Source organism: Acidovorax sp. Q11, assembly GCF_054950075.1.
Genome location: NZ_JBUDZG010000104.1, coordinates 1 through 415 on the forward strand (window position 1 = coordinate 1; position 415 = coordinate 415).

Genomic DNA, 415 nt, shown 5'->3' on the forward strand with positions numbered 1-415 from the left:
GCCAGGTACACGGCCTTGGAGCGAACGACAGCGTCCTCGCGGATCTTGACCCGCAGCGCGTCGAAGAACACGACGGGGTACATGGGCTCAAGCGGGCGCGTCTGCCAGGCAGTGACCTCGCTCATCACCGCGTCGGTGACGCTGCTGATGAGATCGGGCGAGACATCGACCGAGTACATCTCGCTCAGGAAGCCCTGGATCTCGCGCACCGTCATGCCGCGTGCGTACATGGCGATGATCTTGTCGTCAAAGCCGGTGAAGCGGCGCTCATGCTTGCCAATGAGCTGCGGCTCGAACGAGCCCTCGCGATCGCGGGGAACGTCGATGCGCAAGGCGCCGACGTCGGTCAGCACGGTCTTGGCGCTCTTGCCGTTGCGGTGATTGGCCGCAGCCCCTTCGGGCTTGGCCTGGCCGG

1 protein-coding gene is annotated in these 415 nt (G+C 65.5%); it reads right to left on the reverse strand.

Features of this window, described 5'->3' with window-relative positions; genetic code table 11:
• The coding region (locus ACYZGB_RS22870; RefSeq protein ID WP_462391280.1) for a transposase at positions 1 to 415 on the reverse strand (415 nt) is incomplete at both ends.